Here is a 26,124-nt window from a genome sequence, read left to right as displayed (position 1 = left end):
CATCAGCGCGGCACGCGAACGACACCCTCCTGGATGACGGAGATCGCGAGCCGCCCGTCCTGCGTGTATATCCGCGCCTGGCCGAGGCCGCGCCCGCCGGACGCGGTCGGCGACTCCTGGTCGTAGAGGAGCCATTCGTCGGCCCGGAAGGGCCGGTGGAACCACATGGCGTGGTCGAGGGAGGCCCCGACCACGTCGCCGACGGCCCAGCCACCGCGTCCGTGCGCGAGCAGGACGGAGTCGAGCAGGGTCATGTCGGAGACGTACGTGGCGAGGACGACGTGCAGCAGGGGGTCGTCGGCCAGCTTGCCGTTGGTGCGGAACCAGACCTGGGAGCGGGGCTCGCGCGGGGTGCCGACCGTCCCCCACGGGGGCGTCTCGGCATAGCGCAGGTCGACCGCGGCGCGGGCCTCGATCAGCCGGTCCGCGACCTCACGGGGGAGGTGGCGGGGGAGCATCTCGGCCGGCGTGGGGAGCGACTCCGGGTCCGGGGCGGGTGCCATGTCGACCTGGTGGTCGAGCCCCTCCTCGTACGTCTGGAAGGACGCCGAGAGGTGGAAGATCGGCTGCCCGTGCTGGACGGCGACGACCCGCCGGGTGGTGAAGGAACGGCCGTCGCGGATGCGGTCGACCGTGTAGACGATCGGCGCGCCCGGGTCGCCGGCGCGCAGGAAGTACGCGTGGAGCGAGTGGGCGAGCCGGTCCGCCGGGACGGTCCGCCCCGCCGCCACCATCGCCTGGGCGGCCACCTGGCCGCCGAAGACGCGGGGGACGATCGCGGAGCGGGACTCGCCACGGAAGATGTCCCGCTCGATCTGTTCGAGGTCGAGCAGATCGAGCAGGTCATCCAGAGCCGTGTGACCGTCGGGCACTTACAGGCCCATCGACTTGGCGATGATCGACTTCATGATCTCGCTGGTGCCGCCGTAGATGCGGTTGACGCGGTTGTCGGCGTACAGGCGGGCGATCGGGTACTCGTTCATGTAGCCGTAGCCGCCGTGCAGCTGGAGGCAGCGGTCGATGACGCGGTGCGCGACCTCGGTGCAGAAGAGCTTGGCGCTCGCGGCCTCGGCCGGGGTCAGCTCGCCCGCGTCCAGGGCCTCCAGGGCGCGGTCGGCGACGGCCTCGGCCGCGTCCACCTCGGCCTGGCAGGCGGCCAGCTCGAACTTGGTGTTCTGGAAGTGCGCGACCGGCTTGCCGAAGACCGTGCGGTCCGTGACGTACTGCTGGGCGAAGCGGACGGCGGCCTTGGCCTGGGCGTAGGCGCCGAAGGCGATGCCCCAGCGCTCGGAGGCCAGGTTGTGCCCGAGGTAGTAGAAGCCCTTGTTCTCCTCGCCGAGCAGGTCCTCGACCGGCACCTTCACGTCGACGAACGCCAGCTCGGCGGTGTCGGAGGTGCGCAGGCCGAGCTTGTCCAGCTTGCGGCCGATGGAGTAGCCCTCGGACTTGGTGTCCACGGCGAAGAGGGAGATGCCGTGGCGGCGGTCCTCGGCCGTCGGGGCGGACGTGCGGGCGCAGACGATCACGCGGTCGGCGTGGACGCCACCGGTGATGAAGGTCTTGGAGCCGTTGAGGACGTAGTGCGTGCCGTCCTCGGAGAGCTTGGCGGTGGTCTTCATGCCCGCGACGTCGGAGCCGGTGCCCGGCTCGGTCATCGCCAGCGCCCACATCTCCTCGCCGGAGACGAACTTCGGCAGGTAGCGCTTCTTCTGCTCGTCGGTGGCGAGCATCTTGATGTAGGGGAGGGCGAGCAGCACATGCACGCCGGAGCCGCCGAAGTTCACGCCCGCGCGCGAGGTCTCCTCGTACAGGACGGCCTCGAACTTGTGGGTGTCCAGGCCCGCGCCGCCGAACTCCTCGGGCACGTTGATGCCGAAGATGCCCAGCTCGCCGAGCTTGTAGTAGAAGTCGCGGGGCGCCTGTCCCGCCGCGAACCACTCGTCGTAGACAGGGGCGACCTCGGCCTCGATGAAGGCGCGGATGGTCTCCCGGAACGCCTCGTGGTCCTCGTTGAATACGGTACGGCGCACGAGCCGCCTCCTCGGAGTCCTGGGCACCTTGGCCCACTATGCCTAAGCGCTTGCTCAGTCAAGTTACCCATCGGTTCATAGCGCTGTCCAGATCTGTGCGCCCAAGGTTGTCCATCTCACGTCCCTCCTCTGCGCGGTCAGGAGCCGTCGGTCTCCGCGGGGATCCAGCGGCGGCTCGTGTCGTCGTACGCGAACGCGGGCCTGCCCGTGAGGGAGGAGGTGCGGAAAGGCCGCCCTCCGTCGGTGATGCGGACCGTCCCGGAACGGCCCTCGCTGCTCCACTCCAGCTCCAGGTACCAGCGGCAGTCGCAGCCCGCCGCTGCCGCCGAGACCAGCAGCTCCTCCGGCTCGGCGGCGCTGACCGCGTACGGGAAGGAGACCGCCGGGAGCGTCCGGCCCTCCTGCCCGGAGGCGTCGTACCCGTCCACCGCCCGCGCCACGGGCCGCGGCCGGTCCAGGTCCACCTCGAAACGGCGCGGCGTCACCGCCCCGCCGCACCCGCCGCCCATCCGGTACGCGGCCCAGGGCAGCGGCGCGCCCCGCTCCACCACCCGCACGTGCAGCGCTTGGAGCACCACGGCCGCCGCGCTCTTCCCCTGCACCGACACCCGCACCAGCGTCTCCCCGCCGTGCACGGCCCCCTGCGCCGTCGCCCAGCTCCGCGCGTCGGCCGCCTCCGGCGGGGGAGGGGGCGTCCGCTCCGCGAGGTAGGCCTGCCCGCACCCGTTCTCCCAGAGGTGCGAGGCGACCGTCCACGTCAGCGGCGCCGGCGGTTCGGCGGCCCGCTCCGGGGTCTTCCCGGGCAGGAGTACGGCTCCGAGCGCCACCGTCCCCACGACCGCCAGCGCCCCGGCGACCACGCCCGCCCACCCCCACCGGCGCCTCCGCCGCCCGGGCGGGAGGCCCGGCACGCGCGCGTGCACGGGTTCCAGCTCGGGCTCGGGCGCAGGCTCCGGCGCCGGCACCAGCTCCGGCTTCGGTTCCGGCGCCGGCTTCGGTTCCGGGCCGGGCCCGGGCTCCGCGTCGGGCTCCGGCACCGGAGGGCGACGGGCGCCGTCCGCGCGGCTCCAGGCCGCCTCCAGGGCCCGCCGCTCCTCCTCGTCCGCCCCGCACAGCAGGGCGAGGCGGTCGACCACGGCGAACTCCTCCGGGACGGTCGCGCCCGAGCAGTAGCGGTGGAGGGTGGACGCGCTGACGCTCAGGCGCCGGCCCAGCGCCTCGTAACTGCGCCCGTCCCGCGCCTTCAGCGCGCGCACGAGCCGCGCGAACTCCCCGACGGCGGCGTCCTTCGGCATTCCATCCCCCTCGGCCCTGCGTCCCATGCTTCATGTCCTTGCACGTCAGCGGGGGTGGGATGGTTCCGGGACGGAGGGAGGGCGCGTCACCGTTGCAGGCGGAGGGCGGCGGCCCGACGCTGGTCGAGCACCGACCGAACGACCCGACGGGGGATCCACCACCATGAACAAGCTCCGTACCGCACTCGCCACCGCCGCCGCTGCCGCCCTGGGCCTCGCGGCCCTCGCCACGGCCCCGGCGCAGGCCGCCGCCCAGCCCGCCTTCCTCGCCGCCTCCCAGATGCCGCCGTCGTCGACGCCGTGGTCCGCCACCCAGGTCTTCACCGGCGTCCCGGAGAACGGCGGCGCCCTCTGCGCCCCGTACAAGATCCCGGCGCAGAACACCCGCTACCGCGAGTTCAGCACCGAGCTCGACACCAACGGCGTCCAGATCACCACCGTCGCCCGCACCGAGGCCGACGCCGTGAAGCTGGTCGACACCCTCCGCAAGGCCCTCGCCGGCTGCGGCACCCTTCTGGAGCAGCAGAACCCGGGCCTGCGGGCCGTCAGCGCCTACCACGGCAAGCTCGCCGTGGAGGAGGGCGCCTGGGTCTACAGCCTGGACACCGCCGACCCGCAGATCGGGATCACCGACATCCACCTCTTCTCCGTCGGCCGCGACGGCCGCACCGTCACCTTCGTCCGCTGGGGCCGGATGGGCGACCTGAAGGACGCCCCGCTGGACGGCTTCCGCACGACGACGAAGACCGCCGTGAACAAGCTCTGGTCCTGACACAGCGTCACCCCGGCGGAGAGGGAACTACTCAGAGTGACCGTCAGGTCGCGCGGCACCTCCGCTCGGGGGACACTGGGAGGTGGGTTTCCGACGTCGGCCCGCTCGTGCGTCCAGCCGGGCGGCCCCTCCGTCATCAGACCGGTACCGGTCGGGGGGATCTCTCGCACGTGAGGCGAAAGGATGCGTCATGGAACTCGAATCCCTCCCTGACGAGGTCACCGCCGAGATCGAGGTACGGGACCGCTGGAGGCGCGCCGCGGCCGCCGACGGCCTGGAGTTCCTCGTCACCGACATCGGGAAGTGGCCCCTGGGCAAGACGGTGCGGGTGGCGTTCCTCGACGGGAGCGACCAGCTGCACGCGGACATCGCGGGCGCGGCGGAGCAGATCACCGACGCCTGCAACCTGACGCTCGACTTCGGGCGGAACGGCGGGACCTACCGGAGATGGACCACGGCCGACACGGTCCTCGCCGCCGAGATCCGGGTCAGCTTCGACCTGCCGGGCTACTTCTCCCTGGTGGGCACCGACAGCACCGACGGCGCCATCGGTGCCGGAGGGGGCCCGGTCGGTGGCAACCCCCGCCAGCGCAGCCTCAACCTCGGGGGGTACGCGACGAACAGGCCCGCCCTGTGGGAGGGCACCGTGCGGCACGAGTTCCTGCACGCGCTGGGCTTCCACCACTCCCACCAGAACATGCGCGGTACCTGCGAGGGCGAGTTCCGCTGGGAGGACGAGGTCGGGTACGCCCCCACCCAGGATCCGGCCGGCACCTTCGTGGCGGACGCCCAGGGCCGGCGCCCCGGCATCTACACGTACCTCGCGGGCGCGCCGAACCGGTGGCCGCGCGCGAAGGTGGACCACAACCTGCGCACGGTGGACGCCCCGGACCTCGTCGCCGGGCCGTTCGACACGAAGTCCGTGATGCTGTACCGGTTCCCGGCCTTCTTCTACAAGTCCACCCCCAGCAGCTGCGCGCCGGCCGGCAACGGGCAGAACCTGTCGGACGGCGACAAGCGCGGGCTCGGGCTCCTGTACCCGCACACCGCGGACGCGCTGGCGGACCGTCAGGCCCGTGCCGAAGCGGTCCTGGAGGCGCTCGGGGCCGGCCCGGAAGGGATTCCCGAAGCGAACGGCGGCGACCTGGCCAGGGTTTACCGCAGCCGGGTCGAGGAGTTGGCCGCCGCCCAGGCGGCGGGCGTCCGCTGACCCCTCACCGGGACTTGAGCGCGAACCACAGCTCCATCCGCACGTCCGGGTCGTCCAGGTCCCGGTCCAGGAGCGCGGTGCAGCGGGTGATCCGCTGCCGGACGGTGTTGCGGTGGACGTCCAGCGCCGTCGCCGTCCGGTCCCAGCTGCCGTGCAGCGACAGCCAGACCCGCAGGGTCTCGGTCAGCGGCTCGCCGAGCGGGGCCAGCAGGGAGCGGGCGTACGCGGCGGCCTCCGCGGGGTCCACGAGCCCCGTGAAACCGGCGGGGCGGTGCCGGGCCAGGGGGGTGCGGGAGGCCTCCGCGCGCCGCAGGGCCCGCCCCGCCTCCGCGTCGGCCGCGGCGAGGTCCCGGGCGAGCGCGGGGGCGGCGGCCCCGAGCGTCCACCCGGGCTGCGCGACGAGGGGCGCCGAGGCGGGGAGGAGCAGCCGCACGAGGGGAGGGACGGCACCCGCACCGGACGGCCCGGGTCCCGTCGCGGCCGCACCCGGGCCCGGCTCGGACCCGGCCCCGGTCGTGGCCGTACCCCGACCCCCGGCCGTCGCGGCCGTACGCGAGCCCGGCCCGGCCGTGGCCGTGCCCTGTCCCGCGCCCGTCGTGGCCGCACCCGGGCCCGGCACCCGCCCCGTTCCCGTGTCCACCAGGGGTGTTCCCAGGGCTGCCGCCAGGGCCGCCGCCGCGAACGGGGTGCCGTCGCCGCCGCGGGCGTGGACCACTGTCCAGGGCCCGGGGCCGAGGGCGGCGGCGACCTCGGACGGGGCCTCGCCGAGCAGCAGCCGGACCAGGGCGCCGTCCCGTACCGCCGCGTCGGCGCCCCGGTGCGGGGCCGTCAGGAGGGACAGCAGCACCACGGCGACGCCGACGATCGTGTGGTCGCCCGGGCCGCGGTGGCCCGTCGCCACGCCGAGGGTCAGGCCGTCCCCGCCGCCGAGGGCGTACGCGGCGAGCCTCAGCCCGCCGCCGTCCCCGCTCGCCGAGGCCGGGCCGCCCGGGCGCGGGCCGAGGACGCCCGCCAGTTCCCGCAGTGCGCGGGCCGCCTCGGCCGGGACCTCCCGGCCGGCCGCCGCGGATTCCGTGCCGTCCGGGGCGAAGAGGACCGCCCGCCCCGTGAGCCGGGAGGCGAGGGCGCCGAGCACCGCCGGGACGGGCGCCGGCCGGGCGGCGGCCGTCGCGAGGGACTGCTGGGCCTCGGTCACCCGGCGCAGCTCGTACAGCCTGGCCTCTGCCATCAGGCGCCACAGCGCCCGCGCGACGGCGGTGAACGGCGTCCTCGGCGGCACCTCGACCAGCGGGAGGCCGTGCCGCGCGCAGGCCTCGACGAGCCCGGCCGGCACCGTGTCGTACACCGGCGTCACCCCGAAGGCGAGCGCCGCCGCCCCCGCCTCCACGACCCGTCGGACGTAGTGCGCCGGGTCGGTGAGCTGGACGCCCGCCGTCATCAGCAGCTCGCCGCCCAGGAGGTACGGGTACGGGTCGGCCATCTCCGAGGTGTGCACCCAGTGCAGCGGTACGTCGCCGGGCCCGGCGAGCAGCCGGAGGCCCAGGGCCGGGTGCGAGAGGAGCGCGGCGAGCGGCACCGGCGGCGCGGGGGGAGTGGCGCCGGGCCCGGGCTCCGGGGCGGTCGGTGCGGTCATCGGAGTGGCCCCTTCGTACATCCGCGGTCCGTACAGTGGAGGGAACGTACACTTCAATGTCGCTTTCGGGCCACTTACTGTCGAGCCGACCCACCGACACCCCCAGGAGGACCCCGACCATGAGCAGCAGCGACCAGAACACCCCGCGCGGCCCGATCGACTCGTCCCGCATCCCGCGGTACGCCGGTCCCGCGACGTTCGCCCGGCTGCCGCGGCTCGACGAGGTCGGCACCGCCGACGTCGCCGTGGTCGGCATCCCCTTCGACAGCGGCGTCTCCTACCGCCCCGGCGCCCGCTTCGGCGGCAACGCCATCCGCGAGGCCTCCCGCCTCCTGCGCCCCTACAACCCGGCGCAGGACGCCTCCCCGTTCGCCCTCGCCCAGGTCGCCGACGCCGGCGACATCGCGGCCAACCCGTTCAACATCAACGAGGCCGTGGAGACCATCGAGGCCGCCGCCGACGACCTGCTCGCCACCGGCGCCCGCATGATGACCCTCGGCGGCGACCACACCGTAGCCCTGCCGCTGCTCCGCTCCGTCGCCAAGAAGCACGGCCCCGTCGCCCTGCTCCACTTCGACGCGCACCTCGACACCTGGGACACCTACTTCGGCGCCGAGTACACCCACGGCACCCCGTTCCGCCGCGCCGTCGAGGAGGGCATCCTCGACACCTCCGCCCTCTCCCACGTCGGCACCCGCGGCCCGCTCTACGGCAAGCAGGACCTCACCGACGACGAGAAGATGGGCTTCGGCATCGTCACCTCGGCGGACATCTACCGCCGCGGCGCCGACGAGGTCGCCGACCAGCTGCGTCAGCGCATCGGCGACCGCCCGCTGTACATCTCCATCGACATCGACTGCCTCGACCCGGCCCACGCCCCCGGCACCGGCACCCCCGAGGCCGGCGGCATGACCTCCCGCGAGCTCCTGGAGATCCTCCGCGGCCTCTCCTCCTGCAACCTGGTCTCCGCCGACGTCGTCGAGGTCGCCCCGGCCTACGACCACGCCGAGATCACCGCCGTCGCCGCGTCCCACACCGCGTACGAGCTGACGACGATCATGTCCCGCCAGATCGCGGCGAGCCGCACCTCGATGTGACGCCGGCCGGGTCGTGGGCATACGTTCCGCCCTGCGGAACGGGTGGGCACGACCCGGCCACCGGGCCGCACCCGATCGTCGAGCCACGCCCAGAGGGACCCCATGACCCACGACCACGACCTCGTGCTGCGACCCACGGAGGCGCAGACCGCCGCCGCGCTGAACCCGCCGAAGGGCCGCACGGGCGGTGACCTCGTCGTCGAGACCCTCGCCGGGCTGGGCGCGACCACCGTCTTCGGCCTGCCGGGTCAGCACGCGCTCGGAGTGTTCGACGCGCTGCGCCGCTCGTCGCTGCGGTACGTGGGCCTCCGGACGGAGAACAACGCGGGCTTCGCCGCCGACGCGTACGGCCGGATCACCGGCGAGGCCGCCCCGCTGCTCCTCTCCACCGGCCCCGGCGCGCTGATGTCGCTCGCCGCGCTCCAGGAGGCGGCGGCGGCCTCGGCGCCCGTGCTCGCCATCGGCAGCCAGATCCCGGTCGCCGGACTCGGCGGCGGACGCCACGGCTACCTGCACGAGCTGCGCGACCAGCAGGCGTCGTTCCGGGACGTCGTGAAGTCCGTGCACACCGCCCGTACGCAGTCCCAGATCCCGTCCGCGATCGCGGCGGCCTGGGAGTCGGCGCTGACGGCCCCGCACGGGCCGGTGTGGGTGGAGATCCCGCAGGACGTGCTCACCGCCGGGACCCGGCTGCCCGTGGTGACGGCGATGGACGCCACGCCCGAGGACGTCGTGCCGCGCCCCGAACTCACGGCGGTCGCGGCCGACCTGCTCTCGAAGGCGGAACGGCCGGCGATCATCGCGGGCGGCGGGGTCGTGCGCTCCGACGCCTCCGGCAAGCTCCGCGCCCTCGCGGAGCTGATCGACGCGCCCGTCGTCACGACCTTCGGCGGCAAGGGCGCCTTCCCCTGGAACCACCCCCTGTCGCTCCAGTCCTGGCTGGAGGACCGGCACACCACCGACTTCCTCGAGGACGCCGACGTCCTCCTCGTCGTCGGCTCCGGGCTCGGCGAACTGTCCTCGAACTACCACACGTTCGCCCCGCGCGGCCGGGTGATCCAGATCGAGGCCGACGCCGGGAAGCTGGAGTCCAACCACCCGGCGCTGGGCATCCACGCGGACGCCCGGATCGCCCTCCAGGCCCTCCTGGAGACGGCCGGGAAGCGCGTCGACCCGACCGCTCCCGAGCGGGTCTCCACCGTCCTCGGCAAGGTCCGCGAGCGGATCGCCGCCCAGGGCCTCGACCTGGAGCAGCAGGTCGTCGCGGCCGTCCGCAAGGCGCTCCCGGCCCGGGCCCCCAGCTTCTGGGACATGACGATCCTGGCGTACTGGGCCTGGTCGGCCTTCGACGCCCGGCACCCGAACACCATGCACTCCGCCCAGGGCGCCGGCGGCCTCGGCTACGCCTTCCCCGCCGCCCTCGGCGCGGCCGTCGCCGACCCCTCGCAGCCGGTCCTCGCCGTCTCCGGCGACGGCGGCGCCATGTACTCGATCGCCGAGCTGGCCACCGCGAGGCAGTACGACCTCGACGTCACCTGGCTGATCGTCGACGACGGCGGCTACGGCATCCTCCGCGAGTACATGACCGACGCCTACGGCGCGGCCACCGGCACCGAACTCACCCGCCCCGACTTCGTCGCCCTCGCCGGGTCCTTCGGCGTCCCCGCCACCCTCACCACCCCCGACACCCTGGCCGCCGACCTCGCCGGGGCCCTCACCACCCCCGGCCCCTCCGTCGTCGTCCTCCCCGCCCTCCTCCGCATGTTCGAACCGACGCACCTCTGACGGCCCGGCCCCTCGCAACCCTCCCGGCCCCGCACGGGTCCTCCTGACCGGGGGCCGGCGCGGGGCCGGTCGTGCGACGCGAGGGGAGTCCACCGTGCGGGGCGTGTGGGAGTTCGTGAAGGAGGGGGTCGTCGAGATCGTGGGGGAGGCGGTCCTGACGATGGTGGCCCTCCTGGCCCTGATGGGCCTGGCGTTCGCCGTCAGGTGGGGCTGGGGCGTCAGCCCCGCCCTGACCGTCACGGGAGCCGGGCTCTTCGTCCTCCTCACCGGCTACGGCGGCTGGGAGGCGTTCCGCGGGCCGGAGCGGGGGCGCCCGAGCCGCCTGGCGACCATCGCCGTCGCCACCTTCACCATCGTCGCCGTCCTCGCGTTCTACGGAACCGACGCCCTCCTCCCCTGAGCGATCTCCCGGGCGATCCCCGAGGCCCCCCGCTCCCGGGACCGGCGGCCCGTTCCGGCGTGCCGATTGTTGCGGCGGGATGAAATCGCACGTCGGGCGTGTTGGGTGTTCCGGTAGAGCAGGACGAGCGGGAGGCCACTGGTGGCGGAGGTCGGGCGGGAACAGCGGGGGTGGGCCCGGAGGCTCGCCGGGTACGCGTGGCGGTACAGGACGAACACGCTCCTGGCGCTCGGGTCGTCGCTGGCGGGCATGGCCGTGCTGGCCCTGGTGCCGCTCGTGACCAAGGTGATCATCGACGACGTGATCGGGACGAAGACCCGGGACCTCGCGGTGTGGACCGGACTCCTGGCAGCCGCCGCGGTCGTCGTCTACGTCCTGACGTACGTCCGGCGCTACTACGGGGGCCGGCTCGCCCTCGACATCCAGCACGACCTGCGCACCGACATGTACCGCACGATCACCCGGCTCGACGGGCGACGGCAGGACGAACTGTCCACCGGGCAGGTCGTGGGGCGGGCCACCAGCGACCTCCAGCTCATCCAGGGCCTGCTGTTCATGCTCCCGATGACCATCGGGAACTTCCTGCTGTTCTTCATCTCGCTGGCCGTGATGGCCTGGCTGTCGTTCCCCCTCACCCTGGTCGCGCTCGCCGTCGCCCCCGCCCTGTGGTTCATCGCCAAGCGCAGCCGCACCCGCCTCCACCCGTCCACCTGGCACGCCCAGCAGCAGGCCGCGGCCGTCGCCGGAGTCGTCGACGGGGCCGTGACCGGCGTCCGGGTCGTGAAGGGCTTCGGGCAGGAGGAGCAGGAGACCGGGAAGATCCGGGAGGCCGGACGGAAGCTGTTCGCCGGGCGCCTGCGGACGATCCGGCTGAACGCCAGGTACACCCCGGCCCTCCAGGCCGTCCCCGCCCTCGGCCAGGTCGCCGTCCTCGCCCTCGGCGGCTGGCTCGCCTACCGCGGGCAGATCACCCTCGGCACCTTCGTCGCCTTCTCCTCCTACCTCGCCTCGCTCGTCGGCCCGGTCCGGATGCTCGCCATCGTGCTCACCGTCGCCCAGCAGGCCCGCGCCGGCGCCGAACGGGTCCTCGACCTCATCGACACCGAGCCCGTCATCGCGGACGGCACCAAGGAGCTCCCGGCCGACGCCCCCGCCACCGTCGAGTTCGACGACGTGTCCTTCGCCTACCAGGACGGCACCCCCGTCCTCGACGGCTTCTCCCTGGACATCAGGCCCGGCGAGACCGTCGCCGTCGTCGGCGCCTCCGGCTCCGGCAAGTCGACCGTCTCGCTCCTCCTGCCCCGCTTCTACGACGTGGCCCACGGCGCCGTCCTCGTCGGCGGCCACGACGTCCGCGAGCTCACCCTCGACTCGCTGCGCGCCGCCATCGGACTCGTGCCCGAGGACTCGTTCCTCTTCTCCGACACCGTCCGCGCCAACATCGCGTACGGCGCCCCGGACGCCACCCGGGAACAGATCGAGAACGCCGCCCGCGCCGCCCAGGCGGACCGCTTCATCGCGGGGCTGCCCGACGGGTACGACACCAAGGTCGGCGAGCACGGCCTCACCCTCTCCGGCGGCCAGCGCCAGCGCCTCGCGCTGGCCCGCGCGATCCTCACCGACCCCCGGCTGCTGCTCCTCGACGACGCCACCTCCGCCGTCGACGCCAAGGTCGAGCACGAGATCCACGAGGCGCTGAAGTCGGTGATGGCGGGCCGTACGACCCTGCTCATCGCCCACCGCCGCTCCACCCTCGGCCTCGCCGACCGGATCGCCGTCCTCGACGGCGGCCGGCTCTCCGACATCGGCACCCACGAGGAGCTGCAGGAGCGCTCGGAGCTCTACCGCCGGCTCCTCACCGACCCCGACGAGCTCGGCGCCGTCTCGCCCGGCCACCCGGCGACGCCGGCCGAACCGCCCGAGGACCGGACGCTGCGCGCCGAACTGGACGCCGAGTTCGACGCCGAGCGGGGCATCACCCCCACCCTGTGGGTACGGGACGGGGCCGCCGTCCGGGAGCGCGCCGTGCCCGGCGCCACCCCCGAGCTGCTCGCCGCCGTCGCCGCCCTGCCGCCCGCCACCGACACCCCCGGCATCGACGAGGCCCGGGCCGTGTCGCCCGAGGACGCCTACGGGCTGCGCCGGCTGCTCCGCGGCTTCGGTCTGCCGCTGATCATCAGCCTCGGCCTCGTCGCCCTCGACGCCGGGGCGGGCCTGCTGCTGCCGGTCCTGATCCGGCACGGCATCGACGAGGGCGTGAACCGGCTCGCGATCGGCGCCGTCTGGGCGGCCTCCGCGCTCGCCCTGGTCACGGTGCTGGTGCAGTGGGTCGCGCAGACCGCCGAGACCCGCATGACCGGCCGCACCGGCGAGCGGGTGCTCTACGCGCTGCGCCTCAAGATCTTCGCCCAGCTCCAGCGGCTCGGCCTGGACTACTACGAGCGCGAGCTCACCGGCCGGATCATGACCCGGATGACCACGGACGTGGACGCCCTGTCCACGTTCCTCCAGACGGGTCTGGTCACCGCCTTCGTCTCGGTCGTGACCTTCTTCGGGATCATGGTCGCGCTGCTGGTGCTCGACCTCCAGCTCGCCCTGGTGGTCTTCGCGACCCTGCCGGCCCTGGCCGTCGCCACGTACTTCTTCCGCCGGTCGAGCGTGCGGGCGTACGAGCTGGCGCGCGACCGGATCAGCATCGTCAACGCCGACCTCCAGGAGTCCGTCTCCGGCCTCCGGATCGTGCAGGCCTTCCGCCGCGAGCAGTCCGTCGCCGACCGGTTCGGCGCCCGCAGCGAGGAGTACCGCGCGGCGCGCGTCCGGGGCCAGTGGCTGATCTCGGTCTACTTCCCGTTCGTCACCCTGCTGTCCTCGGCGGCGGCCGCCGCCGTCATGATCGTCGGCGCGAACCGCATCGAGGCCGGCACCCTCACCACCGGCGCCCTCGTCGCCTACCTCCTCTACATCGACCTCTTCTTCGCCCCCGTGCAGCAGCTCTCGCAGGTCTTCGACGGCTACCAGCAGGCCTCCGTGTCGCTGAGGCGGATGCAGGACCTGCTCCGGGAGCCGACGTCGACGGCGGTCGCGGCCGCGCCGCTGGACGTGCCCGCGCTGCGCGGCGAGATCGTCTTCGAGGACGTGTCCTTCGGTTACGGCCCCGCCGGCGCGGGCGAGGAGGCGCTCTCCGGCATCGACCTGCGCATCCCCGCCGGGCAGACCGTCGCCTTCGTCGGCGAGACCGGCGCGGGCAAGTCCACCCTCGTCAAGCTGGTCGCCCGGTTCTACGACCCGACGGGCGGCCGGGTCACCGTCGACGGCACCGACCTGCGGGACCTGGACCTCACCGCGTACCGCCACCGGCTCGGCGTCGTCCCGCAGGAGTCGTACCTCTTCGCCGGGACGATCCGCGACGCCATCGCGTACGGCCGTCCGGGGGCGACCGATGCCGAGGTCGAGGCGGCGGCCCGCGCGGTCGGCGCCCACGACATGATCGCCACGCTCGACGGCGGCTACCTCCACGAGGTCGCCGAGCGCGGACGCAACCTGTCGGCCGGTCAGCGCCAGCTCGTCGCCCTGGCCCGCGCGGAGCTCGTCGACCCGGACGTCCTGCTCCTGGACGAGGCGACGGCCGCCCTCGACCTCGCCACCGAGGCCCAGGTCAACCAGGCCACCGACCGGCTCGCCGGCCGTCGCACGACCCTCGTGGTCGCCCATCGCCTCACCACGGCGGCCCGTGCCGACCGGGTGATCGTCATGGACCGCGGCCGGGTCGCCGAGGACGGCACCCACGACGAGCTGCTCGCCCTCGGCGGGCGGTACGCGGCCCTCTGGAGCACGTTCATCGGCGAGGCCGAGCCCGAGCGGGTCTGACCCCCGAGGGGAGGCGAGCGCCGCCGGCCGGTCCCCTCGGGGCCGGCCGGCGGCGTTTTCCGGCCTCCTCGGCCCCTCCCGTATCACCGGAGGCAACCATTCCGGTGTGTGGTGCGTCGTACGGCCGTACGTCCGTACGGTGATTCACCCGGGAGGGGAACGCATGACCACGGACCCGACGGCCACGGGCCGGCGCGACCGCCGACGGGGGCGCGGCCGGGTGCTCGCGCGCGTGTCGGCCCCGCTCCTCGCCGCCCTCGCGCTGATCGCGCTGCCGGGACCGGGCCCCGGCGCCGGGACGGCGGACGCCGCCTCCGTCTGCCACGGCCGGCCCACCAGGACCTACGCGTTCGCCACCGGCGAGGTGCGGGTGTACCGGACCCGGCACTACGTCTGCGCCGTCACCGTGGCCAAGCGGCCCGGCGCCCGCCGCCCGATGACGGTCTCCGTCCAGCCGCGCGGCGGCCGGCCCGCCGTCAGGTCCGGGCGGTTCGACCGGCAGGCCGGGCCCGTCACCGTCCACGCCCTCAACCGCTGCGTCCGGGTCTACGGCGCGGTGGCCGGAAAGAGCACGGCCACGGGCTGGATCCTGTGCTGACACGAAGGAAAGTCCAAGGGTAAGGACCAACTGGGTCTGGCGGTCCACACGTTGCCCCCGCTAGGTTCGCGACACCGTTGTGAACCAAGGGGAGGACGAATGCGCAAGTCGCTCAGATGGCTGCTGTCGCTTTCGGTGCTCATAGGCACCGTCGGCTCTACCGGCGTGGCTACCGCCGCGGACACGGAGACCGACAGCACGTCCGTCGCCGACTCGCAGAGCACGGACATCAAGGACCGCATCCTGGCGATCCCCGGGATGAGCCTGATCGAGGAGAAGCCGTACGCCGGCTACCGCTACTTCGTCCTGGAGTACGTCCAGCCGATCGACCACCACCGCCCGTGGGCGGGCACGTTCAAGCAGCGGCTGTCGCTCCTCCACAAGGACACGAGCCGCCCCACCGTCTTCCGCACCAGCGGGTACGGCCTCAGCACCACGCCGAGCCGGACCGAGCCGACCCGGATCGTCGACGGCAACCAGGTCTCCATGGAGTACCGCTTCTTCACGCCGTCCCGTCCGCAGCCCGCCGACTGGTCCAAGCTGGACATCTGGCAGGCGGCCACCGACCAGCACCGCATCTACACGGCGCTGAAGAAGATCTACGGCAAGAACTGGCTGTCCACCGGCGGCTCCAAGGGCGGCATGACCGCCACGTACTACGAGCGCTTCTACCCGCGCGACATGGACGGCGTCGTCGCCTACGTCGCCCCGAACGACGTGGTGAACAAGGAGGACTCGGCCTACGACCGGTTCTTCGAGAACGTCGGCACGAAGGACTGCCGCGACCGCCTGAACGCCCTCCAGCGCGAGGCCCTCGTCCGCCGCGAGCCGCTGGAGAAGAAGTACCAGGCCTGGGCCGAGTCCGAAGGCGCCACCTTCAACACCCTCGGCTCGCTCGACAAGGCGTACGAGGCCGTCGTCCTCGACTTCGTGTGGGGCTTCTGGCAGTACTACGGCCAGGACGTCTGCGACCAGATCCCGGTCGCGGCGACCGCGAGCGACGACGCCGTCTACGAGACGATCGACGCCTACTCCGGCTGGTCCACCTACAGCGACCAGGGCCTCGAGTACTACACGCCGTACTACTACCAGGCGGCCACCGAGCTCGGCTCGCCCACCATCGAGCAGCCGCACCTCGACGGCCTCAGCCGCTACGGCTACCAGCCGGCCAGCAGCTTCGTGCCGCGCGAGATCCCCATGAGGTTCAAGCCGCAGGTCATGCGCGACGTCGACGACTGGGTCCGCAAGAACGCGAACCGGATGCTCTTCGTCTACGGCGAGAACGACCCGTGGGGCGCCGAGAAGTTCCGCCTCGGCAAGGGGGCGCGCGACAGCTACGTCTACGTCGCGCCCGGTGCCAACCACGGGGCCAACGTCGCCGGGCTCGTCGACGCCGAGCGGGAGAACGCCACCGCGCGCATCCTCGCCTGGGCCGGGGTCTCCGCCCCCGCGGTGCAGGCGGCCCAGCCGCTCGCCCGCTTCGACGCCCGCCTCGACGCCGCCGTCGACGAGGACACGACCCGCGAGCACGGCCTGCGGCCGTAACCGACGTCCGTCGGTCCGTCGCCGGGGGTGGGGTGCGTCCGTCGGACGCACCCCACCGTCGTGTCAGCGGTACGACAGGCCGTGACCCACCGGATACAGGACCTTCGCCGGATCGTCCGCGCGCTGGACCGGCACCGGGAGGCGGCCCAGGGGCCGGGCCCGCCCGGCCAGGACCCGGACGGCGGCGCGGAGTTCGACATCGGTCCAGGAGTAGGACGCGAGGCTCGCCCGCTGCCCGGCGATCCGCGCGATGTCGTACGGGTTGCGGATCGCGATGGTGACGACGGGCACCCCGGTGGCGACGAGCCGGTCGACGAGCGTCCGCTGGGGGCTGGTCGCCGACACGTTGTAGGTGCCGACGAGGACCACGTCCTTGCCGGCCGCCGCGGCCACCGCCTCGTCGATCCTCGCGGCGGTGGGGGTGATCCCGGTGGACAGCGCGGTCGCGGTGAAGCCGAGCTCGGTGAGGGCGGTCGCGAGCGTGGTGGTCGGCGGGCCGGTCGTGCCGGAGGGCGAGGCCGGGTCGGCGCCGACGACGAGGACCGAGGGACGGTCGGCCGGGCTCAGCGGCAGGAAGCCGTCCTCGTTGAGGAGCAGGGTCGTGGTCGCCTCGGCGATCCGGTCCGCCGCGGCGAGGTGCGCGGCGGTGCCGACGACCCGGTCGACGCCGGCCCGGGTGACGTAGGGCCGCCGGAGCAGGCCGAGACCGGACTTGAGCCGCAGGATGCGCAGGATCGATTCGTCGAGCCGGGCCTCCGTCAGCTCGCCGTCCCGGACGGCCTTCAGGACCGCGTTCCAGGCCACGTCGAGCCGGGGCGGGTTGAGGAGCTGGTCGACCCCCGCCTTGAGCGCGAGGACCGGGACGCGCTCGTCGCCGTACTTGGTGCGCACCCCCTCCATGGCGAGCGAGTCGGTCACCACCACGCCGTCGTAGCCGAGCCGTTCGCGCAGGATGCCGGTGAGGATGGGCCGGGACAGGGTGGCCGGGTCCTCGCTGGGGTCCAGGGCGGGCACCACGATGTGCGCGGTCATGATCGAGTCGATGCCCGCGGCGATCGCGGACCGGAACGGCGGGGCGTCGAGCTCGGCCCACTGCTCCCGGGTGTGGGTGATCGTCGGCAGGCCGTAGTGGCTGTCCACGGCGGTGTCGCCGTGCCCCGGGAAGTGCTTGGAGGTGGCCGCGACCCCGGCCCGCTGGTATCCCTTCACCTGCGCGGCGACCAGGCCGGCGACCGCCTGCGGGTCGGAGCCGAAGGAGCGGACCCCGATGACCGGGTTGGCCGGGTTCACGTTCACGTCGGCGACCGGTGCGTAGTTCTGCCGGATGCCGACGGCCGCGAGTTCGGCGCCCGCGATCTGCGCCGCCTTGCGGGCGTCCGCGTGCGAGCCGCCGGCGCCGAGGGCCATCGCCCCGGGCACCAGGGTGGCGGGCTCGCCGACCCGGCAGACGATGCCGTGCTCCTGGTCGGTGGAGATGAGCACCGGGATCGGGGTGGGCTGGGCGAGCGCGGCCTGCTGGATGCCGTTGGAGAGCTCGGCGATCTGGTGCGGGTCACGGGTGTTGTGGGCCCAGGCGAAGTAGATGACACCGCCGACGTGGTAGCGCTCGACGAGTTCGGCGGCCGTGCGGACGCCGATCTCCGCGAGGTTGGAATCGATGTCGGCCCGGTCCGGCGCGGTCGCCGAGTGGCCGTACACCCGCATCACGAAGAGCTGGCCGACCTTCTCCTCCAGGGACATCCGGTCGATGATCCGCCGGAGCCTCCGGTCGTCGGTGTCCGCGTGGGCCACGGGGGCGGTGACCCCCGTGACGGCCGCGGCCGCTGCCGCGGCGGTCACCGTGAGAAGGGTGCGTCGGGAGGGGGCGGGGGCGCGGTGGTGCACTGCTGCTCCTTCCGGCCGTGCGTGGATGAAGGAAACTTCCAAGGAGTCACGGATAGCCCGAAAGTAACTGCCAGGTCAAGGACCCGCGCAGGAATCACCACCGGGTGTGCCGCGCCCGTCCGCCGCGCCGAAGGCCCCCCGGACGCCCCGTAATTCGCTGGCCTCCAGGGCCCGGTGGCCGTACCGTCGGCGCGGCCCACCAGCGAGGAAAGGCGCGCATGACCTTCGAGCACATCACCGTCGACACCCCCGGGCCCGCCCCCGGCGCCGTCCTGCTGGCCGGCATCCCCGGCAGTGGCAAGTCGACCGTCGCGGCGGCCCTCGCGGCCCGCTTCGCCCGCTCCGCGCACATCGAGGTCGACCACCTCCAGGAGCTGATCGTCCGGGGCTGCCGTTGGCCGACCCCGGACGGCGATCCCGAGGCGGACCGCCAGATCCTGCTGCGCGCCCGCAACGGCTGCCTGCTCGCGGACAGTCTCGCCTCGGCGGGCTTCCTGCCCGTCCTCGACGACGTGGTCGTGCGCCGCTCCCACCTGGACTTCTACCGCGCCCACGTCAAGGCCGTCCCGCTCCACGTGGTGATCCTCGCCCCCGGCCCCGACAAGGCCTGGGAGCGCAACAACGCCCGCCACAAGAAGCTGACGACGAACTGGGCCTTCCTGGACGAGGTCATGCGCGCCGAACTCTCCGGCGAGGGCGTCTGGATCGACAACGCCGACCGGACCGTCGAGGAGACCGTCGACGCGGTCCTCGCCGCGACCGGCCTGACCGCGCTCGTCACCGACGTCTAGGTCCTGTCGTCCGGGCCACCGGCTCCCCGGTGGCCCGGACGGTGGCACGCGTACACATGCCGCCAGGCTAACCACATGAAAAGCCGTCAAGCGGCACATACGCACGCTCGGTGAGGCCGTCCGTCCGTTCGGCCCCACGTCTCCCGGCCGCCCGCGCCCGAGGGTGCGTCGGTTCACGCCAGCCCGCGCCCGAGAGCGCGTCGGTTCACGCCAGCCCGCGCCCGAGAGCGCGTCGGTTCACGCCCGGTCGCCCGCGCCCGAGGGCGCGTCGGTCACGCCCGTGGCGCCGCCGTCGAGCCCCGTACCAGCAGTTCGGCAGGGACCGTTTCGCGGCCGCGGGCCGGGGGCTCCTCGGTGCCCACGGCGAGGCGCCCGGCGCGGGCGCCGGCCTCGTGGAGGGGGAGGCGGACGGTGGTGAGGGCGGGGACGGCGTCGACGCAGAAGGGGAGGTCGTCGAAGCCGGCGACGGAGACGTCACCGGGGATGGAGAGGCCGCGCTCGCGGAGGGCGGCGCAGACGCCGAGGGCGACGGTGTCGTTGGCGGCGACGACGGCGGTGAGGGACGGGTCGCGGGCGAGGAGTTCGGCCGTCGCGTCGTGGCCGGAGCGGCGGTCGTAGGGACCGTGCACGGTGGGGCCCTCGGCGACGCCCGCCGCGGCGAGCGCCTCCCGGTGGCCTTCGAGGCGGTGCCGGGTCGTCGTGCGGTCGGCGGGCCCGGCCACGTAGCCGATGCGCCGGTGTCCGAGGCCGAGCAGGTGCTCGGTGAGGCGCCGCGCGCCGGTGCGGTTGTCGAAGACGAGGGCCGCCGCGTGGGCGTCGCCGGGCACCGGCGGGCGTCCGCACAGCACGACCCGGGTCCCGGCCTCCGCCAGCTTGGCCAGTTTGCCCGCGGTCGCGGCGAGGTGCTCCGGGTCCTCCAGGGAGCCGCCCATGAGGATCACGGCGGCGGCGCGCTGCCGCTGGAGCAGGGTGAGATAGGTGAGCTCGCGCTCGGGGGAGCCGCCCGTGTTGCAGACGACGGCGAGCTTCTGTCCGCCGGCCCGCCCCGACGCGCTCTCCCCGATCGCGCTCTGCGCCGCGCTCGCCATGATCCCGAAGAAGGGGTCGGCGATGTCGTTGACCAGTACGCCGACCAGGTCGGACGTGGCGGCCGCGAGGGAGCTGGCGGGGCCGTTGAGGACGTAGTCCAGCTCGTCGACCGCCCGCAGCACCCGCTCCCGGGTCGAGGCGGCGACCGGGTAGTTGCCGTTCAGGACGCGGGAGACGGTCGCGGGGGAGACCCGGGCGCGAGCGGCCACGTCCGCCAGGGTGACGGTCATCGTGTGCGTACCTCCGGGGCCCTTGTCGACGGTGATGTCGGCAGGCTAGCGTCATCCCCGATAGAAAGCGCTTTCTTCCGGAAGTGCGGAGCATCGGGGAGAGGAACCTCTCGTGACACGCAGGACAGTCCGCATCGCCATGAACGGCGTCACCGGGCGCATGGGCCACCGCCAGCACCTCGTCCGCTCGATCCTCGCGCTGCGCGAACAGGGCGGCCTCGACCTCGGCAACGGCGAGACGCTCTGGCCCGAGCCGGTCCTCGTCGGCCGCCGCGAACCCGCCCTCCGCGCCCTCGCCGAGCGCCACGGCCTCACCGAGTGGTCGACCGACCTCGACGCCGTCCTCGCCGACGACAGCGTCGACGTCTACTTCGACGCCCAGGTCACCTCCGCCCGCGTCGACGCGCTCACCAAGGCCATCGCCGCCGGAAAGCACGTCTACACCGAGAAGCCCACCGCCGCCGACCTCGCCGGCGCCCTCGAACTCGCCCGGCTCGCCGAGGCGAAGGGCATCAAGCACGGCGTCGTCCAGGACAAGCTGTTCCTGCCGGGCCTGCTCAAGCTCAAGCGGCTCGTCGACGGCGGCTTCTTCGGCGAGATCCTGTCGGTGCGCGGCGAGTTCGGCTACTGGGTCTTCGAGGGCGACTGGCAGGACGCCCAGCGCCCCAGCTGGAACTACCGCGCCGAGGACGGCGGCGGCATCGTCGTCGACATGTTCCCGCACTGGGAGTACGTGCTCCACGAGCTCTTCGGCCGGGTCACCTCCGTCACCGCCCAGGTGGCCACCCACGTCCCGCGCCGCTGGGACGAGCACGGCAAGCCCTACGAGGCCACCGCCGACGACGCCGCGTACGGCATCTTCGGTCTCGAGGGCGGGGTGATCGCCCAGATCAACTCCTCCTGGGCGGTCCGCGTCAACCGCGACGAGCTCGTCGAGTTCCAGGTCGACGGCACCCACGGCTCCGCCGTCGCCGGCCTGCGCGGCTGCCGCGTCCAGCACCGCTCGGCCACCCCCAAGCCGGTCTGGAACCCCGACGTCCCCGCCACCGAGTCCTTCCGTGACCAGTGGCAGGAGGTCCCCGACAACGCCGGGTTCGACAACGGCTTCAAGGCCCAGTGGGAGCTGTTCCTGCGGCACCTCGTCCTCGACGAGCCGTACCACTGGGACCTGCTCGCGGGCGCCCGCGGCGTCCAGCTCGCCGAGCTGGGCCTGAGGTCCGCGGCCGAGGGCCGCCGCCTCGACGTACCGGAGGTCTCCCTGTGACGATCCGCCTGCCGCTTCCCGACGGCTCCACGCGCGCGTACACCCCCCGCACGGAGCCCCTCTCGCTCGCCGCGGCCGGACCGCTGACCTCCCGCACGGTCTTCTCCGCCGCGCACGTCGTCGCCGACCCGTACGCCGACGCCACCCCCGACGGCCCCGCCGCCGTCGACTGGGACGCCACCCTCGCCTTCCGCCGCCACCTCTGGTCCCACGGCCTCGGGGTCGCCGAGGCCATGGACACCGCGCAGCGCGGGATGGGCCTCGACTGGGCCGGGGCGGCCGAGCTGATCCGCCGCTCGGCCGCCGAGGCCCGCGCCGTGGGCGGACGCATAGCCTGTGGCGTCGGCACCGACCAGATCACGGGCGGCACCCTCGCGGAGATCCGCGCCGCCTACGAGGAACAGCTCGCGGTCGTCGAGGAGTCGGGCGCGCAGGCCGTCCTCATGGCCTCCCGCGCCCTCGCCGCCGCCGCGACGGGCCCCGAGGACTACCTCGACCTCTACGGCCACCTGCTCCGCCAGGCGGGCGAACCGGTCGTCCTGCACTGGCTGGGCCCCATGTTCGACCCGGCCCTGGAGGGCTACTGGGGCTCGGCCGACCTCGACGCCGCCACCGAGACCTTCCTCGACGTGATCGCGGCCCACCCCGACAAGGTCGACGGCATCAAGGTCTCCCTCCTCGACGCCGGCCGCGAGGTCGCCCTGCGCCGTCGCCTCCCCGAGGGCGTCCGCTGCTACACGGGCGACGACTTCCACTACCCGGAGCTGATCGCGGGCGACGAACAGGGCTTCAGCCACGCCCTGCTGGGCGTCTTCGACCCGCTGGGCCCGCTGGCGGCCGAGGCGGTCAGGACGCTGGACACCGGCGACGTCGACGGCTTCCGCAAGGTCCTCGACCCCACCGTCGCCCTCTCCCGGCACCTGTTCGAGACCCCCACCCGCTTCTACAAGACGGGAGTGGTGTTCCTCGCCTGGCTGGCCGGCCACCAGGACCACTTCGCGATGGTCGGCGGCCTGCAGTCCGCCCGCTCGCTCCCGCACCTCGCCCGCGCCTACGAACTCGCCGACGGCCTGGGCCTGTTCCCGGACCCGTCGCTCGCGGAGTCCCGTATGCGCGCCCTCCTCACGGTGTACGGAGTCCCCGCGTGAACCTCGACCGCCTCAGCGTCAACCAGATGACCGTCAAGCAGCTGGGCCTGCCCCAGCTGGTCGCGGAGTGCGTCCGGCTCGGCGTCCCGGGCGTGGGCCTGTGGCGCGAACCCGTCCAGGCGTACGGCGTCGAGGCCGCGGCCGGACTCGTACGGGACGCGGGGCTCGCCGTCACCACCCTCTGCCGGGGCGGCTTCTTCACCTCGGACGGCTGGGAGGCGGAGAACCGCGCGGCGATCGACGAGGCGGTGACGCTCGGCACCGACACCCTCGTCCTGGTCTCCGGCGGCCTCACCCCCGCCTGCCCCGACCTGCCCTCGGCCCGGGCCCGCATCACCGAGGCCGTCGGCGCGCTCGCCCCCTACGCCGGGGAGCGGGGCGTCCGGCTCGCCATCGAGCCCCTGCACCCGATGTACGCCTCCGACCGGTGCGCGGTCTCCACCCTGGACCAGGCCCTCGAGATCGCCGAGCGCTTCCCGGCCTCGCAGGTCGGCGTCACGGTCGACACCTACCACCTCTGGTGGGACGACCGGGCCCCGGCCGCGGTGGAACGCGCGGGCGCCGCCGGCCGCATCCACTCCTTCCAGCTCGCCGACTGGACCACCCCCCTGCCGGCCGGCGTCCTCAACGGCCGCGGTCAGCTCGGCACCGGCGCGATCGACCTCCGCGCCTGGGCGGACCTGGTCGAGAAGGCCGGCTACACCGGCCCGGTCGAGGTGGAGCTCTTCAACGACAACCTCTGGGCCAGGGACGGCGTGGAGGTCCTGGAGGAGACCCTGGACCGCTTCCTCGCGGTCTGATCGCCCCCCCCCGAACCTCCCGGCCCCCGTGCGGAGGGTCCGGGGCGAGGGCCGCCCGGCCGTGCGGGGCCGGGCGGCGAAGGCGAGCGGCGTTCACCCGGCCACGTGCCGTACGTCCTGCTGCTCGACCTCCTTGAGGAGCCGGTCGTCGCCGAGCTCGGCCGGCACCTCGTCCCGGAATGAAGAGCCGGTCATGCCGGAAACGCTACGTTTCCTCCGGTTTCCCGGTGCCTCGGACCCGGCCTTGTCCCCGGCGGCGCCCCGCGGTGTCCGAGGCGTTCGCTACGGTCGTTACATGTCCAACGAAGGCCGGGGGCCGGCCGTGGTCGAGGGGGTCCTGGAGCGGATCACCTACGCCAACGAGGAGAGCGGGTACACGGTCGCCCGGGTCGACACGGGCCGGGGGACCGGAGACCTGCTGACGGTGGTCGGGGCGCTGCTGGGCGCCCAGCCGGGGGAGTCGCTGCGGATGGAGGGGCGCTGGGGCTCCCACCCGCAGTACGGGAAGCAGTTCATCGTCGACAACTACACGACGCTGCTGCCCGCCACGATCCAGGGCATCCGCCGGTATCTGGGGTCGGGACTCGTCAAGGGCATCGGCCCGGTCTTCGCCGACCGCATCACGCAGCACTTCGGGCTCGACACCCTGGACATCCTGGAGGAGGCGCCCGCGCGGCTGATCGAGGTCCCGGGTCTCGGCCCGAAGCGGACGAAGAAGATCACGGACGCCTGGGAGGAGCAGAAGGCGATCAAGGAGGTGATGGTTTTCCTCCAGGGGGTGGGCGTCTCCACCTCGATCGCGGTGCGCATCTACAAGAAGTACGGGGACGCCTCGATCTCCGTGGTGCGCAACCAGCCGTACCGGCTCGCCGCCGACGTCTGGGGCATCGGTTTCCTCACCGCCGACAGGATCGCCCAGGCCGTCGGCATCCCGCACGACAGCCCGGACCGGGTGAAGGCCGGCCTGCAGTACGCCCTGTCGCAGTCGACCGACCAGGGGCACTGCTTCCTGCCCGAGGAGCGGCTGATCGCCGACGCGGTGAAGCTCCTCCAGGTCGACACGGGCCTGGTCATCGAGTGCCTCGCCGAGCTCGCGGAGGACCCCGAGGGGGTCGTGCGCGAGGTGGTGCCCGGCCCCGAGGGCACGCCGGTCACGGCCGTGTTCCTGGTGCCGTTCCACCGGGCCGAGCTGTCGCTCGCGGGGCAGCTGCGGCGGCTGCTGCGGACGGACGAGGACCGGATGCCGGCCTTCCGGGACGTGGCCTGGGACAAGGCGCTGGCGTGGCTCGCCGACCGGACCGGGGCCTCGCTGGCGCCCGAGCAGGAGGAGGCGGTGCGGCTCGCGCTGACCCGGAAGGTCGCGGTGCTGACCGGGGGCCCCGGCTGCGGCAAGTCCTTCACGGTCCGCTCGATCGTGGAGCTCGCGCGGGCGAAGAAGGCCAAGGTGGTGCTCGCGGCGCCCACCGGCCGGGCCGCCAAGCGGCTCGCCGAGCTGACCGGCGCCGAGGCCTCCACCGTCCACCGGCTCCTGGAGCTGAAGCCGGGCGGCGACGCGGCCTACGACCGGGACCGGCCCCTCGACGCCGACCTGGTCGTCGTCGACGAGGCGTCCATGCTCGACCTCCTGCTGGCGAACAAGCTGGTCAAGGCGGTGGCGCCGGGTGCGCACCTGCTGCTCGTCGGGGACGTGGACCAGCTCCCCTCGGTCGGCGCGGGCGAGGTCCTCGGCGACCTGCTCGCCTCCGGCAGCCCCGTACCGGCCGTCCGGCTGACCCGGATCTTCCGGCAGGCCCAGCAGTCCGGGGTGGTCACCAACGCGCACCGGATCAACGCCGGCACCCCGCCCCTCACCCAGGGCCTGCCGGACTTCTTCCTCTTCGTCGAGGAGGAGACCGAGGACGCCGCCCGGGTCGCCGTGGACGTCGCCGCCCGCCGGATCCCGGCGAAGTTCGGCCTCGACCCACGCCGGGACGTCCAGGTCCTCGCCCCCATGCACCGCGGCCCGGCGGGTGCGGGCTCGCTCAACGGCCTGCTCCAGCAGGCGATCACGCCGGCCCGCCCGGACCTCGCGGAGAAGCGGTTCGGCGGCCGGGTCTTCCGGGTCGGCGACAAGGTCACCCAGATCCGCAACAACTACGAGAAGGGGGCCAACGGGGTCTTCAACGGGACGGTCGGCGTCGTCACGGAGCTGGACACCGTCGAGCAGCGGCTGACCGTGCGGACGGACGAGGACGAGGAGGTGCCGTACGACTTCGACGAGTTGGACGAACTCGCCCACGCGTACGCGGTCACCATCCACCGCTCGCAAGGCAGCGAGTATCCGGCGGTGGTGATTCCGGTCACCATGAGCGCCTGGATGATGCTCCAGCGCAACCTGCTCTACACGGCCGTGACCCGCGCCAGGAAGCTGGTCGTGCTGGTCGGCTCCCGACGGGCGATCGCCCAGGCGGTGCGTACGGTCTCCGCAGGCAGACGCTTTACCGCACTGGCCCACCGGCTCACAGGGGACTCCCTCGTGTGAAAGATCACGGGGGCTACCGGAACCGGGGCGAAGGGGGCAGGATATGAAGGTTGGCGGCACTGAGTGCCGCCGAATGGCCCAATGAGCGACCCCGAGTGCACTCTCCTGAGCCAAATGGGGGATGGTAGAGACAGTCAGGGCACCTCGAAGAAGAGGCACTACGTC

Annotated in this window: 19 protein-coding genes; 13 read left to right on the top strand and 6 right to left on the bottom strand. The window is 73.5% G+C overall.

The window, feature by feature from the left end; genetic code table 11:
* Positions 1-2: 2 nt before the first annotated feature.
* The 3 genes from AC067A_RS17900 to AC067A_RS17890 form a co-directional block, all read right to left on the bottom strand.
* Complete coding sequence (locus tag AC067A_RS17900) at positions 3-872, bottom strand: acyl-CoA thioesterase (protein ID WP_189503787.1); 870 nt, start codon at positions 870-872, stop codon at positions 3-5.
* Positions 873-2,030, bottom strand: coding sequence for an acyl-CoA dehydrogenase family protein (locus AC067A_RS17895; protein WP_189503789.1), 1,158 nt, complete (start codon positions 2,028-2,030; stop codon positions 873-875). It abuts the gene before it with no gap.
* A 137-nt stretch (positions 2,031-2,167) separates the two neighbouring features.
* Positions 2,168-3,352 carry a helix-turn-helix domain-containing protein gene (locus AC067A_RS17890; RefSeq protein ID WP_479243405.1) on the bottom strand — a complete coding sequence of 395 codons (1,185 nt, stop codon included), beginning with the start codon at positions 3,350-3,352 and terminating at the stop codon, positions 2,168-2,170.
* Between the two features lie 136 nt (positions 3,353-3,488).
* On the opposite strand from AC067A_RS17890, the gene AC067A_RS17885 reads away from it, so the two are divergent.
* Together AC067A_RS17885 and AC067A_RS17880 are read left to right on the top strand one after the other, a co-directional pair.
* On the top strand, positions 3,489-4,097 hold the full coding sequence (locus AC067A_RS17885; RefSeq protein ID WP_479243404.1) for a hypothetical protein: 609 nt from the start codon (positions 3,489-3,491) through the stop codon (positions 4,095-4,097).
* A gap of 190 nt (positions 4,098-4,287) precedes the next feature.
* On the top strand, positions 4,288-5,307 hold the full coding sequence (locus AC067A_RS17880; RefSeq protein ID WP_479243403.1) for a zinc metalloprotease: 1,020 nt from the start codon (positions 4,288-4,290) through the stop codon (positions 5,305-5,307).
* 4 nt (positions 5,308-5,311) lie between these two features.
* On the opposite strand, the gene AC067A_RS17875 is transcribed toward AC067A_RS17880, so the two are convergent.
* Complete coding sequence (locus AC067A_RS17875) at positions 5,312-6,961, bottom strand: PucR family transcriptional regulator ligand-binding domain-containing protein (RefSeq protein WP_479243402.1); 1,650 nt, start codon at positions 6,959-6,961, stop codon at positions 5,312-5,314.
* Positions 6,962-7,059: 98 nt separating this feature from the next.
* Between AC067A_RS17875 and speB the strand changes: the two genes are divergently transcribed.
* The 6 genes from speB (at position 7,060) to AC067A_RS17845 (ending at position 16,232) form a co-directional block, all read left to right on the top strand.
* Positions 7,060-8,037, top strand: a complete 978-nt coding sequence (speB, locus tag AC067A_RS17870; protein WP_017237185.1) for an agmatinase — start codon at positions 7,060-7,062, stop codon at positions 8,035-8,037.
* Between the two features lie 102 nt (positions 8,038-8,139).
* Positions 8,140-9,822, top strand: a complete 1,683-nt coding sequence (locus AC067A_RS17865) for a thiamine pyrophosphate-binding protein (protein ID WP_479243401.1) — start codon at positions 8,140-8,142, stop codon at positions 9,820-9,822.
* Positions 9,823-9,925: 103 nt separating this feature from the next.
* Complete coding sequence (locus tag AC067A_RS17860; protein WP_479243400.1) at positions 9,926-10,222, top strand: lysine transporter LysE; 297 nt, start codon at positions 9,926-9,928, stop codon at positions 10,220-10,222.
* A 141-nt stretch (positions 10,223-10,363) separates the two neighbouring features.
* The gene (locus tag AC067A_RS17855) at positions 10,364-14,089 is read left to right on the top strand and encodes an ABC transporter ATP-binding protein (RefSeq protein ID WP_479243399.1); all 3,726 of its coding nucleotides are present in this window, start codon (positions 10,364-10,366) and stop codon (positions 14,087-14,089) included.
* Between the two features lie 163 nt (positions 14,090-14,252).
* A complete protein-coding gene (locus tag AC067A_RS17850) occupies positions 14,253-14,687 on the top strand; it encodes a hypothetical protein (RefSeq protein WP_479243398.1) in 435 nt (144 codons plus the stop codon).
* 99 nt (positions 14,688-14,786) lie between these two features.
* On the top strand, positions 14,787-16,232 hold the full coding sequence (locus AC067A_RS17845) for an aminopeptidase (protein ID WP_479243397.1): 1,446 nt from the start codon (positions 14,787-14,789) through the stop codon (positions 16,230-16,232).
* 63 nt (positions 16,233-16,295) lie between these two features.
* Here the strand turns inward: AC067A_RS17845 and AC067A_RS17840 are convergent, their stop codons facing one another.
* Positions 16,296-18,116: a glycoside hydrolase family 3 protein gene (locus tag AC067A_RS17840; protein WP_479243396.1), complete on the bottom strand. Its 1,821-nt coding sequence runs from the start codon at positions 18,114-18,116 to the stop codon at positions 16,296-16,298.
* Between the two features lie 218 nt (positions 18,117-18,334).
* Here AC067A_RS17840 and AC067A_RS17835 point away from each other — a divergent pair, with 218 nt between their 5' ends.
* Positions 18,335-18,907: an AAA family ATPase gene (locus AC067A_RS17835; RefSeq protein ID WP_479243395.1), complete on the top strand. Its 573-nt coding sequence runs from the start codon at positions 18,335-18,337 to the stop codon at positions 18,905-18,907.
* A gap of 272 nt (positions 18,908-19,179) precedes the next feature.
* Here AC067A_RS17835 and AC067A_RS17830 read toward each other — a convergent pair whose 3' ends face one another.
* A complete protein-coding gene (locus AC067A_RS17830) occupies positions 19,180-20,226 on the bottom strand; it encodes a LacI family DNA-binding transcriptional regulator (protein WP_479243394.1) in 1,047 nt (348 codons plus the stop codon).
* Between the two features lie 112 nt (positions 20,227-20,338).
* Here AC067A_RS17830 and AC067A_RS17825 point away from each other — a divergent pair, with 112 nt between their 5' ends.
* The 4 genes from AC067A_RS17825 to recD2 all read left to right on the top strand — a co-directional run bounded on the left by AC067A_RS17825 (position 20,339) and on the right by recD2 (position 25,959).
* Positions 20,339-21,490 (top strand): Gfo/Idh/MocA family protein, encoded by a 1,152-nt coding sequence (locus AC067A_RS17825; RefSeq protein WP_479243393.1) that lies wholly within the window; start codon positions 20,339-20,341, stop codon positions 21,488-21,490.
* Positions 21,487-22,638 carry a dihydrodipicolinate synthase family protein gene (locus AC067A_RS17820; protein ID WP_479243392.1) on the top strand — a complete coding sequence of 384 codons (1,152 nt, stop codon included), beginning with the start codon at positions 21,487-21,489 and terminating at the stop codon, positions 22,636-22,638. The genes AC067A_RS17825 and AC067A_RS17820 overlap by 4 nt, the downstream gene beginning before the upstream one ends.
* A gap of 26 nt (positions 22,639-22,664) precedes the next feature.
* Positions 22,665-23,438 carry a sugar phosphate isomerase/epimerase family protein gene (locus tag AC067A_RS17815; protein WP_479243437.1) on the top strand — a complete coding sequence of 258 codons (774 nt, stop codon included), beginning with the start codon at positions 22,665-22,667 and terminating at the stop codon, positions 23,436-23,438.
* Between the two features lie 295 nt (positions 23,439-23,733).
* Complete coding sequence (recD2, locus tag AC067A_RS17810) at positions 23,734-25,959, top strand: SF1B family DNA helicase RecD2 (protein WP_479243391.1); 2,226 nt, start codon at positions 23,734-23,736, stop codon at positions 25,957-25,959.
* Positions 25,960-26,124 lie beyond the last annotated feature (165 nt).

This window comes from Streptomyces sp. NPDC043176, from assembly GCF_056436715.1.
Note: the sequence above shows the minus strand (reverse complement) of the source record. Positions and strands in the feature narration are given on the sequence as shown.

Excerpts from the sequence above, each read along its gene's own strand:
- AC067A_RS17875 (WP_479243402.1), bottom strand. The coding sequence starts at position 6,961 with ATGTACGAAGGGGCCACTCCGATGACCGCACCGACCGCCCCGGAGCCC.
- recD2 (WP_479243391.1), top strand. The coding sequence starts at position 23,734 with ATGTCCAACGAAGGCCGGGGGCCGGCCGTGGTCGAGGGGGTCCTGGAG.
- AC067A_RS17880 (WP_479243403.1), top strand. The coding sequence starts at position 4,288 with ATGGAACTCGAATCCCTCCCTGACGAGGTCACCGCCGAGATCGAGGTA.
- AC067A_RS17865 (WP_479243401.1), top strand. The coding sequence starts at position 8,140 with ATGACCCACGACCACGACCTCGTGCTGCGACCCACGGAGGCGCAGACC.
- speB (WP_017237185.1), top strand. The coding sequence starts at position 7,060 with ATGAGCAGCAGCGACCAGAACACCCCGCGCGGCCCGATCGACTCGTCC.
- AC067A_RS17885 (WP_479243404.1), top strand. The coding sequence starts at position 3,489 with ATGAACAAGCTCCGTACCGCACTCGCCACCGCCGCCGCTGCCGCCCTG.
- AC067A_RS17835 (WP_479243395.1), top strand. The coding sequence starts at position 18,335 with ATGACCTTCGAGCACATCACCGTCGACACCCCCGGGCCCGCCCCCGGC.
- AC067A_RS17845 (WP_479243397.1), top strand. The coding sequence starts at position 14,787 with ATGCGCAAGTCGCTCAGATGGCTGCTGTCGCTTTCGGTGCTCATAGGC.
- AC067A_RS17890 (WP_479243405.1), bottom strand. The coding sequence starts at position 3,352 with ATGGGACGCAGGGCCGAGGGGGATGGAATGCCGAAGGACGCCGCCGTC.
- AC067A_RS17815 (WP_479243437.1), top strand. The coding sequence starts at position 22,665 with ATGACCGTCAAGCAGCTGGGCCTGCCCCAGCTGGTCGCGGAGTGCGTC.
- AC067A_RS17850 (WP_479243398.1), top strand. The coding sequence starts at position 14,253 with ATGACCACGGACCCGACGGCCACGGGCCGGCGCGACCGCCGACGGGGG.
- AC067A_RS17830 (WP_479243394.1), bottom strand. The coding sequence starts at position 20,226 with ATGACCGTCACCCTGGCGGACGTGGCCGCTCGCGCCCGGGTCTCCCCC.